The following is an 11,206-nucleotide window of genomic DNA, read 5'->3' as shown; positions in this document are numbered from 1 at the left end:
ATTGAGGCGGCCAAGGCTGATACGGAGCGTCCTTCCTTTATTACGGTGCATACCCAGATTGGCTATGGCTGTCCTGCCAAGCAGGGCAAGGCCAGCGCCCACGGCGAGCCGCTGGGTGAGGAAAACCTGCAGGCGGCCAAGGAGAATCTGGGCTGGACCAGCGAGCCGTTCACCGTGTCTGATGAGGTCTATGCTGATTACGCGGCCAAGGCTGCCAAGGGGCAGGAGGCCGAGGATCAGTGGAATGCCATGTTTGCCGAGTGGAGGGAGAAGTTCCCGGCAGCAGCAGCTCTCCATGACAAATTCTACGACAAGGATGCGGTCAAGGCGGTGCTGAAGGATGAATCCTTCTGGGCACCGGCTGAAAAGCCGACTGCCAGCCGTGCCCTGTCCGGCAATATCATCAACAAGCTGAAGGACATCGTGCCAAGCCTCATGGGCGGCAGTGCTGACCTGGCTCCTTCCAACAAGACCGAGATGAAGGACGAGGAGTTTTTCAGCAAGGAGAGCAGAAGCGGCCGCAACATGCACTTTGGCGTCCGTGAGCTGGCTATGGGCGCTATCGGCAACGGCATGGCACTCCACGGCGGCGTGACCGCCTACGTGGCTACCTTCTTTGTATTCTCTGACTACATCAAGCCTATGATGCGTCTGGCCGCCCTCATGAAGCTGCCTGTTACCTACGTGCTGACCCATGACTCCATCGGTGTCGGCGAGGATGGCCCTACCCATGAGCCGATTGAGCAGCTGGCTATGCTGCGCTCCCTGCCGAATATGCAGGTATTCCGTCCTGCTGATGCAGTGGAAACTGCGGCAGGCTGGTACACTGCGCTGGCCGATACTGACAGCCCTACTGCACTGGTGCTTACCCGCCAGAATCTGGACATCGTTCCTAGCAGCAGGGAGGGTGCTTTGAAGGGCGGCTATGTAATCGCTGATGCGGCGAAGGAGGTTCCGGACGGAATCATCATCGCTACCGGCTCCGAGGTGGGGATTTCCATCGCCGCCAAGGAGATTCTGGCTCAGGAGGGCAAGGATGTACGGGTTGTGTCCATGCCTTGCATGGAGCTGTTCGAGCAGCAGAGCGATGAGTACAAGGAGCAGGTACTGCCGAAGGCTGTGCGCGCCCGCGTGGCTGTTGAGGCAGGCTCTGACTTTGGCTGGGGCAGGTACATCGGCCTTGACGGTGCCGCTGTGTGCATGAAGGGCTTTGGCGCCTCCGCACCGGCCGCAACCCTCTTCAAGAAGTTCGGCTTCACCAAGGAGAACGTGGCTGATACCATGCGCGGCCTGCTGCAGTAAGCAGAGCCAACGGCAGAGATAAAGCAGAACAAGCTGGTATAAAATAAGGATTGGCTTAGATTCGGGTTTCCCCTGATGTGTACGTGTTTGTACATGTCAGGGGATTCTTTTTTTGCAGATAAAAATGCAGTGGGCAGGGAGTGATATTGCAAAAATGAAAATAAACTATCATTTCATGGCATGAAAATAGAAAAATAAGTTGCAAAAATTGTGGCGGTGTGGTATTATGTGCATATAGATGAAAAGGAAGTATCATTTTAAAGGGGATAAGATGATAATGAAAGTACAAGAGTTAATGTCCGGCAAACCGGAGGTATGGATTGGCGTTGATTTGGGGACGACAGGGGTGCGGGCTATTGCCTATGACATGCATGGCAAAAAATACTGTGCGGCGGAGGCGTTTTATCCGCTGCTGACCCTGCATCCTGATTGGGCGGAGGAAAACCCGCTGCAGATAATGGAATCAGTGGAGCGGGTTATCAGTGAAACGGCGGCAGAGCTTCGGTATAAGAACTGCACTTTGGAGGGGATAGCCCTCAGTACCGTCATGCACAGCTTTGCCGGTCTGGATGAGCATTATGAGCCGCTGATGGACATGCAGACCTGGGCGGACAGCCGCAGTGCCGGTATTGTGAAGGAAATGAAGCAGGATATGGATATGTGCAGGCATTTTTATGAAAAGACCGGTTGTCCGGTGCATGCCTGCTATCCGCTGGCAAAGGTTATCTGGCTGCGGCAGAATCATCCGGAGCTTTTCAGCCAGATGCGTTATGTGGGGTCGTTGAAGGATTATATCTTCCGCCTGCTGACGGGGGAGTGGGTAATCGACCACTCTACGGCCAGCACCAGCGGCATGTACAATGAGCAGGCTATGGACTGGGACGAGGAGATTTTATCCTATGCAGGCCTCAGCCGCAGCCAGATGCCGCCTGTGGTTTCCACTACCTACATGGCCGGGCTGGCGGCCGGAGCTGCGGAAAGGATGGGCATGACAGCCGGTGTGCCGGTGGTTATCGGCGCTACGGACGGCGTGCTTGTCAACGTGGGCATCGGTGCGGTGCACCCCGGCCAGCTGAGTGCCACCATCGGTACCAGCGGCGCGCTGCGCATGCTGACGGAGAAGCCAATGACGGACCCGAAGATGCGTACCTGGTGTTATAACCTGACGGACAACATGTGGGTGGCAGGCGGCGCCATCAACAATGGCGGCATGATTCTCCGCTGGGTGCGCGATAAGATATGCCACTATACCAGTGCGCATCTTGAGCATCTTGATGTGGATGGCTACGACCTGATGACCATGAAGGCATCGCATGTTGCACCGGGGGCAGAAGGCCTGATTATGCTGCCGTGCTTTACAGGGGAGCGCGCTCCTTACTGGAATTCGGAGCTTAGGGGGATGTTCTTCGGGCTTTCCCTCAATCACAGCCGTTCCCATATGATAAGGGCGGCGATGGAGGGCATCTGCTACAGCATGAACGCTGTATTGCAGGCGTTGAAGGAATTTGGCCGCATCGAGGATATCCGCGTCAGCGGCAGCTTTACCAAATCCGGCCTGTGGCTGCAGATTTTGTCAGATGTGCTGAATGAAAAGCTGACCCTGCCGGACAACAGCGAAGGGGCGGCCTTTGGTGCAGTTGTGCTGGGCTTCGTAGCCAGCGGCAGGTTAAAGAGCATCAATGATACGGCAGAGCTGGTAAAGCCGAGAAGGGTGTACAGTCCTGTGACGGAAAATGTGCAGACATATCAGGAGCTGTACGGGATTTATGAGCGGCTGTACTGGAATCTGCAGAAGGAATTTGTAGATATTGCGGCATTTCAGAAGAAATTATAGAAACTGGATTTGTCATGATAAGGAGAGATAAAGATGGGCAGTATGAATATCGGTATGGTCGGCATGGCTGTTATGGGCAGCAACCTGGCATTGAATATGGCTGATAAAGGTTTCGATGTTGCTTGCTACAACTACACGCCTGATTTGACGGAAAAGGTGATGAAGGAGCATCCCCATGAGCACATGCACGGATTTTATGATTTGCAGGAGTTTGTGGATGCCTTGGAGAAGCCACGCATGATTATGTTTATGATTATGGCAGGCAGTCCTGTGGATTCCATGCTGGAAAAGCTGCTGCCGCTTTTAGAGGCAGGGGACATGGTGATGGATGGCGGCAATTCTTTTTTTGAGGATACCCGCCGCAGGCATGAGCTGGCCGCTAAGTACGGCGTACACTACTTTGGCGTGGGAATTTCCGGCGGTGAAAAGGGAGCCAGGCTGGGCCCCTGCATTATGCCGGGAGGCAATCGCGAGGCATACGAATACGTGCGGCCTGTGTTCGAGGCCATTGCGGCAAAGGCGGACGGTGAGCCATGCTGCACCTATATCGGCAGTGACGGGGCTGGGCACTATGTAAAGATGGTGCATAACGGCATTGAGTATGCTGATATGCAGCTGATTGCGGAAAGCTCCCTTCTGATGAAATACGCCGGTGGGATGAACAATCAGCAGATATCTGAAGCCTTTCATGCCTGGAATCAGGGCGAGCTGAAAAGCTTTCTGATTGGCATCACGGCAGATATTTTTGCCGAGCAGGATGATATAGGGGACGGATGGCTGGTGGACAAAATAGCCGACAGCGCCGGACAGAAGGGAACCGGCCGCTGGACCAGCATTCAGGCTATGCAGCAGGGCGTGAACACCTCCATGATTACAGCGGCATGCAACGCCCGTGTCATGTCCAATCTGCTGGAAGAGCGCAAGGCACTGGGAGAGCGCCTGCCTGCTCCGCTGTGCAGTGTGGAGCAGAACGGGGATTTTCTGGAGGATGTGCGCCGCAGCCTCTATGCGGGCAAGATTGCTGCCTATGCCCAGGGGTTTGCCCTGTATCGCTCGGCGGCAGATGCCTACGGCTGGCAGCTGGATTTTGGCAGGATTGCCGCTATTTTCAGGGCAGGCTGTATCATTCAGGCGGATTTCCTGAACAAGATAACCGAGGCCTACAAGCGTCAGCCAGCTCTGGCAAATTTGATGCTGGATGAATTTTTCCTTGGGAAAATCAAGGAAAATCTTGCCAGCCTGCGCCGTGTGGTCGGCATGGCAGTAAGCATGGGGATTCCTGTGCCTGCTCTGTCCAACGGGGTTCAGTACATTGACAGCTTCCGTGCCGGTCAGCTGGGAGCCAACGTTATTCAGGCCCAGCGCGATTATTTCGGGGCGCATACCTTCCGGCGCACTGACAGGGATGGCATTTTCCATCACCAGTGGCAGGAGCATTATAACGGGTAATTTCACGGGGATTGACTGACAGGAGGGGCCTGGCGGCAGTTTCATGGAGGTCAATGAAAATACCTGAAAGCATGAAAAATACACAGATGTGTGCAGCAGTATGCGGAAGTATCTTGAGATAAAGGATTTTTTATAAGGGGGATTTAAAATGCCTTTGGTAATTTTGGCTATTGGTATATTGGCGCTGTTTTTCCTGATTGTCAGGGTGAAGCTGAACAGCTTTCTGGCGCTTTTGCTGGTGGCAGGCTGCGTGGGATTTGCAGAGGGACTGCCTATCAATCAGATTATTCCTACCATTGAGAAGGGGCTGGGAGGAACCCTGGGCGGACTGGCTATCGTGGTGTCCTTTGGCGCCATGCTGGGCAAGCTCATGGCCGAAAGCGGTGGTGCCCAGCGCATTGCCACCACCCTGATTAATGTGTTCGGCAGAAAGAATGTCAAGTGGGCAGTATGCCTGACGGGATTCATTGTGGGCATTGCCCTGTTCTATGAGATAGGCTTTATTCTTTTGATACCGCTGGTATTTACCATTGCGGTTTCTGCAGAAATTCCTTTGCTGGAGGTAGGTATTCCTATGGCGGCCGCCCTGTCGGTAACTCATGGCTTCCTGCCGCCTCATCCGGGGCCTACGGCGATTTCCATCATCTATAATGCTGATATTGGCACAACCCTGATTTATGGTGGCTTGATTGCAGTGCCAACTGCCATCGTGGCAGGGCCGGTGTTCTGCAGTACCGCTAAAAAAATCCGTCCTAACATCCCGGAGGGAATGCACAATCCAAAAATTTTCAAGGAAGAGGAAATGCCGGGCTTCGGGGTGTCTGTTTTCACAGCTATGGTGCCGGTCGTGCTGATGGCGGCTTCGGCCATTGCCAAAATGACCATGGACCCTGCGTCCTCCGCGTATCATGTGCTTACCTTCCTTGGTTCTCCTGACATGGCACTTACCCTGGCGGTGGCAATTGCCTTCTATACCTTTGGTATCGCCCAGGGAAAAACCATACCTGAAATCATGAAGGTTGTGGAAAGCGCCGTGCTCAGCATAGCCATGATTCTGCTTATTGTGGGCGGTGGCGGAGCCTTGAAGCAGATTTTAATTGACAGCGGTGTTGGCCGCTATATTGGCGAGATTGCGGCCAGCTCCAACCTTTCCCCTCTTTTGATGGCATGGAGCGTAGCCGCTGTTATCCGCACCGCCTGCGGTTCTGCTACTGTGGCGGCCCTTACTGCCGGTGGTATTGCCGCGCCGGTGGTTGCCGCTACCGGTGTCAGCCCGGAACTGATGGTGCTGGCTACCGGTGCAGGCAGTTTGATTTTCAGTCCGCCGAATGATCCCGGGTTCTGGCTGTTCAAGGAGTTTTTCGGGCTGACCTTCAAGGAAACTATCCGCACCTGGTGCGCTCTGGAAACCATTATTGCAGTGATGGGACTGGCCGGGGTACTGGTGATTGATGCCCTGCTCTGATTGGAGCCTGGCCATGTTTGGCGTCCTCCCTGCAGATACACTCCATATTGCATATTCCAAATAACTTATCCTGCGTGGTATCTGCAGTTTTAATCCTGTCTGTCCGGCGTTATACCGGCAGGCAGGATTTTTTATCCTGATATTTTCGGCGGTTTTTGCTATAATGGTCTTAAAGAGTTTTCATAGGGGGCATCAGGATGGCGGAGGCAAAGATACAGCTGCCGATTTTGCGCAGCGTTTATCAGGATTTGACAAAATCGGAGCAGCGGATAGCTGATTATATTACCAATCATGCGGATGAAATCATGGACAAGACCATACCGGAGCTGGCAAGGAATACAAACAGCGCTGAGATTACCATATCAAGATTTTGCAAGAAGCTGGGGTTCAGCGGGCTGCAGGGGCTGAAGATTGCCCTGGCGGCAGAGCTGTCTTCTGCCGGTGATGTCAGGTTTCAGGAGATTCAGAAGGACGATTCCTATGAACAGGTGGCGGGCAAGGTGTTCGGCAGCATTTCCGAGGGCCTGCAGGATACGCTGAAAATCCTCGATTACGATGCTGTGGACAGGGCGATTGCGGTGCTGAGCAGGGCGAGGCGCGTGGCCGTCTACGGCTTTGGCAACTCGGCTACGGTCTGCCGCGACATTGAGACGAGATTTTTGCGGTTTGGCATGCTGGTGCAGGCATATGATGATGTCAGCCAGCAGCTGACATCGGCAAGCCTCCTGACCGGCGAGGATGCGGTGATAGCCGTGTCCCATTCCGGTTCGACATTGAATCTGCTGAAAACGGTGGAGGTGGCAAAAAAATCCGGGGCGCAGGTTATCGTGATTACCAGTTATGCCCAGTCCAATCTGGCCAAGCTGGGGGATATAGTGCTGACCGGCATGGGCAGGGAGGTTCATTATCGCTCGGAGTCCGTGGCATCCAGGCTGATTCACATGGCCATAACCGATGTGCTGTATACGGGGATAGCCATGGGACAGCCGGAAAAATACCGGGATAATATCAGCAAGATGCGGTCGGTGATTTCTTCCACCAGGGAATAGCAGGAGGAAGAAAGCTGGGGACTTACAGTTTTGGTACTGCGTTTAATATGGGATATGCCTGCAACTGCGGTATATTCCATATTTTTTTGCGGGCGGGAAGGGAAATGGTCAGGTTTTTGTGAGCTTTTGGTAAAGGTACATTTTATTTTGGTAAAATATTGGCAGATAAGGAAAGTTTTTGAGAAATTTTACAAAAAATTTTTCTTTGCGGCATGTTTACAGTTTTTTGCGTATTTGGCTTTTTGGGACGGATTTTGTAAATTTGTAACATACTGTCCTTTGCTGATGGAAAGAAGGTAGAGATTTGCGCACATGGATAATATTATGATACACGAGGCGTCGTGTGCAAGCAAAAACCTTATTTAGCAGGGGTTGACAAAGGTTTTTGGGGGTGTTATTATACTAATGCGCCGAGGATAGGGGAATTTCAGGCGAAGGAGTGAAGGACATGACGCTGGAAAAGTTAAAGAAGGCTGAAAGGGTTATCGGCATCAAGCAGGTGACCAAAGCTATCAACAAGAACCAGGCGTTGTGCGTATTCCTTGGCACCGATGCAGACGGCAGGGTGATAGACCCGCTGAAAGGCCTCTGCACGGAAAAGGCCATCCCGATTGAAGCGGCCTACACCATGAGCGAGCTGGGCAAAGCCTGCTCCATAGAGGTAGGGGCTGCCGCGGTGGCTGTCCTCAGATAAGGCACATCTGATAGTTGTTAAAAACCTGCCGGCATTGCCGGTGAGTTTTAATAAATACTAAATACTCATTTTGAAGGAAGGAGGTGCATGTATGCCTACAATTAACCAGTTGGTTCGCAAGAGCAGAGAGAGCATGCAGGAGAAATCCACAGCACCGGCATTAAAGAATTGCCCACAGAAACGTGGCGTTTGCACGAGAGTTTATACTACAACTCCTAAGAAGCCAAACTCCGCACTCCGTAAGGTTGCCCGTGTTCGTTTGACTAATAGCATTGAAGTAACCGCATATATCCCTGGCATTGGCCATAATCTTCAGGAACATAGCGTAGTTCTCATCAGAGGCGGACGTGTAAAGGATTTACCAGGTGTGCGTTACCACATCATCCGTGGTTCCCTGGATACCGCAGGTGTTCAGGACCGCAAGCAGGGTAGGTCCAAGTACGGTGCTAAGCGCGCTAAGCAGAAGAAATAATTCTGCGTGAAGACTGAAAGATTATGGAAGGAGGCAAAATAGATGCCAAGAAAAGGTTCTGTACCTAAGCGTGACGTTTTACCGGATCCGGTTTATCACTCCAAGATCGTCACCAAGTTCATCAACAAGGTAATGCTTTCTGGTAAGAAGGGCGTTGCTGAGCGAGTTGTATATGATGCATTCGATATTATCCGTGCAAAGACCGGCAAGGATCCTCTTGAGGTTTTTGAGACTGCATTGAAGAATGTTATGCCTGTACTGGAGGTTCGTGCCCGCCGCGTAGGTGGTGCCAACTACCAGGTACCTGTTGAGGTTCGCCCTGACCGCCGCATGACTCTGGGCATCCGCTGGATCGTAAACTACGCAAGACTGCGTGGCGAGAAGACCATGGATGAGAGACTGTCCGGCGAGCTGATGGATGCCGCTAACAATACCGGCGCAGCTATCAAGAAGAAGGAAGATACTCACAAGATGGCTGAGGCCAACAAGGCTTTCGCTCATTATCGTTGGTAATATAGTTTGTGTAATTAAGGAGCGATAAATAGTGGCTAGAGAGTTTTCCCTTGAAAAGACTCGTAACATCGGTATCATGGCTCACATCGATGCCGGTAAGACTACTACTACCGAGCGTATCCTCTTCTACACTGGTATCAATCACAAAATCGGTGAGGTTCATGAAGGCGCAGCTACCATGGACTGGATGGCCCAGGAGCAGGAGCGTGGTATTACCATTACCTCCGCTGCTACTACCTGCCATTGGAAGAACCACCGCATCAACATCATTGATACCCCGGGTCACGTTGACTTCACTGTAGAGGTTGAGCGTTCTCTGAGAGTATTGGACGGTGCCGTAGCAGTTCTGACTGCCCGCGGCGGCGTTGAGCCTCAGACTGAGACCGTATGGCGTCAGGCTGAGAAATACAATGTACCGCGTATGGCTTATGTAAATAAGATGGATATTACCGGTGCAGATTTCTATAATGTAATCAAGATGATGAAGGAGCGTCTGAACGCCAATGCAGTTGCAATCCAGCTGCCAATCGGCGCAGAGGATGACTTCCAGGGCATCGTTGACCTCATCAGGATGGAAGCCATCGTGTATGAGGATGACCTGGGCAAGGTAGCCGATGAGGTTGCCATTCCTGATGATATGCAGGAGATTGCCGAGGAGTACCGTGAGAAGCTCCTGGAGGCAGTTGCAGAAGTTGATGACAGCCTCATGGAGAAGTATCTGGGCGGTGAGGAGATCACTGAGGCAGAGATCAAGGCTGCCATCCGCAAGGCTACTATCGCCTGCACCATGACTCCTGTTACCTGCGGTACTTCCTACAGGAACAAGGGTGTACAGCCTATGCTGGACGCTATCGTAGATTTCATGCCTGCTCCTACCGACATTCCGCCAATCAAGGGTGTAAATCCTGAGACTGGCGAGGAGGACAACCGTCCTTCCAGCGACAGCGAGCCATTCGCTGCCCTGGCATTCAAGATCATGGCTGATCCGTTCGTTGGTAAGCTGGCATTCTTCCGTGTATATTCCGGTACCCTTTCTTCCGGCTCTTATGTATTTAACTCCACTAAGGGCAAGAAGGAGCGTATCGGCCGTATTCTCCAGATGCACGCCAACAACCGTAAGGAGCTGGACATCGTTTATAGCGGTGACATCGCTGCTGCTGTTGGCCTGAAGGACACTACTACTGGTGATACCCTGTGCGATGAGAACAAGCCAATCATTCTGGAGTCTATGGAGTTCCCGGACCCTGTTATTTCCGTAGCTGTAGAGCCGAAGACCAAGAACGACCAGGAGAAGATGGGCGTTGCCCTCCAGAAGCTGGCCGAGGAGGATCCTACCTTCCGTGTACGCACTGATGAGGAAACCGGCCAGACCATTATCTCCGGCATGGGTGAGCTTCACCTGGAGATTATCGTTGACCGTATGCTCCGCGAGTTCAAGGTTGACTGTGCTGTAGGTAACCCTCAGGTTGCTTACCGCGAGACCATCCGCTCCGAGGTGGAGTGCGAGGGCAAGTTTGTACGTCAGTCCGGTGGTCATGGTCAGTATGGCCATTGTAAGCTGCGTCTCATCCCTCAGGAGCCTGGCGAGGGCTTCAGCTTTGAGAATCAGGTTGTTGGTGGTGCAATTCCGAAGGAATTCATCAACCCTATCGAAGCAGGTATTAAGCAGGCTATGGAAGGCGGTATTCTCGCCGGCTATCCTGTTGTTGATGTTAAGGCTATCGTATTCGATGGTTCTTATCATGAGGTTGACTCCTCCGAGGCTGCGTTCAAGGTTGCCGGTTCCATGGCATTCAAGAACGGTGCACTCAAGGCTAACCCTGTTATCCTGGAGCCAATCGTAAAGGTAGAAGTTATCGTTCCAGAGGAGTACATGGGCGATGTAATTGGTGACCTGAACTCCCGTCGCGGCCGTATCGATGGTATGGAAGCCCGCAACGGTGCCCAGGTAATCAACGCTTTCGTTCCGCTGTCCGGCATGTTCGGCTATTCCACTGACCTGCGTTCCAAGACCCAGGGCCGCGGTAACTACTCCATGGAAGTTTCCCACTATGAGGAAGTTCCAAAGAACATTGCAGATGGCATCATTGCTAAAAACAAAGGTGAATAAGGAGGAAATATTCTAAATGGCAAAGCAGACATTCGAAAGAACTAAACCACATGTAAACATTGGTACTATCGGTCACGTTGACCACGGCAAGACTACTCTGACCGCAGCAATCACCAAGGTTCTGGCAGAGAAGGGCATGGCTCAGTTTGAGGACTATGCTGATATCGATAAGGCTCCAGAGGAGAGAGAGCGTGGTATTACCATCAACACCGCTCATGTAGAGTATGAGACTGAGAACCGTCACTATGCTCACGTTGACTGCCCGGGCCATGCTGACTATGTAAAGAACATGATCACTGGTGCTGCTCAGATGGATGG

Annotated in this window: 10 protein-coding genes; all 10 read left to right on the top strand. The window is 52.4% G+C overall.

Going from position 1 to position 11,206, the window contains the following annotated elements; translation table 11 throughout:
• Positions 1-1,302 (top strand): transketolase-like TK C-terminal-containing protein (locus tag ACI3UA_RS06895; protein ID WP_439724080.1); only part of this gene is annotated, 1,302 nt, incomplete at its 5' end.
• A gap of 277 nt (positions 1,303-1,579) precedes the next feature.
• Complete coding sequence (locus ACI3UA_RS06890) at positions 1,580-3,136, top strand: gluconokinase (protein WP_439724079.1); 1,557 nt, start codon at positions 1,580-1,582, stop codon at positions 3,134-3,136.
• Positions 3,137-3,169: 33 nt separating this feature from the next.
• The gene (gene gndA, locus ACI3UA_RS06885) at positions 3,170-4,585 is read left to right on the top strand and encodes an NADP-dependent phosphogluconate dehydrogenase (protein ID WP_439724078.1); all 1,416 of its coding nucleotides are present in this window, start codon (positions 3,170-3,172) and stop codon (positions 4,583-4,585) included.
• A 148-nt stretch (positions 4,586-4,733) separates the two neighbouring features.
• The gene (locus ACI3UA_RS06880; protein WP_439724077.1) at positions 4,734-6,050 is read left to right on the top strand and encodes a gluconate:H+ symporter; all 1,317 of its coding nucleotides are present in this window, start codon (positions 4,734-4,736) and stop codon (positions 6,048-6,050) included.
• A gap of 197 nt (positions 6,051-6,247) precedes the next feature.
• Positions 6,248-7,099 carry a MurR/RpiR family transcriptional regulator gene (locus tag ACI3UA_RS06875; protein WP_439724076.1) on the top strand — a complete coding sequence of 284 codons (852 nt, stop codon included), beginning with the start codon at positions 6,248-6,250 and terminating at the stop codon, positions 7,097-7,099.
• A gap of 448 nt (positions 7,100-7,547) precedes the next feature.
• Positions 7,548-7,793, top strand: coding sequence for a ribosomal L7Ae/L30e/S12e/Gadd45 family protein (locus ACI3UA_RS06870; RefSeq protein ID WP_439724075.1), 246 nt, complete (start codon positions 7,548-7,550; stop codon positions 7,791-7,793).
• 91 nt (positions 7,794-7,884) lie between these two features.
• Positions 7,885-8,265 (top strand): 30S ribosomal protein S12, encoded by a 381-nt coding sequence (rpsL, locus tag ACI3UA_RS06865; protein ID WP_154406003.1) that lies wholly within the window; start codon positions 7,885-7,887, stop codon positions 8,263-8,265.
• Between the two features lie 42 nt (positions 8,266-8,307).
• Positions 8,308-8,778, top strand: coding sequence for a 30S ribosomal protein S7 (rpsG, locus tag ACI3UA_RS06860; RefSeq protein WP_154406001.1), 471 nt, complete (start codon positions 8,308-8,310; stop codon positions 8,776-8,778).
• A 31-nt stretch (positions 8,779-8,809) separates the two neighbouring features.
• Positions 8,810-10,888, top strand: a complete 2,079-nt coding sequence (fusA, locus tag ACI3UA_RS06855; RefSeq protein WP_439724074.1) for an elongation factor G — start codon at positions 8,810-8,812, stop codon at positions 10,886-10,888.
• Between the two features lie 16 nt (positions 10,889-10,904).
• Positions 10,905-11,206 (top strand): GTP-binding protein (locus ACI3UA_RS06850; protein WP_439724073.1); only part of this gene is annotated, 302 nt, incomplete at its 3' end.

The sequence above is a fragment of the Anaerovibrio sp. genome, from assembly GCF_051866355.1.
Classification (GTDB): Bacteria; Bacillota; Negativicutes; order Selenomonadales; family Selenomonadaceae; genus Anaerovibrio.
Note: the sequence above shows the minus strand (reverse complement) of the source record. Positions and strands in the feature narration are given on the sequence as shown.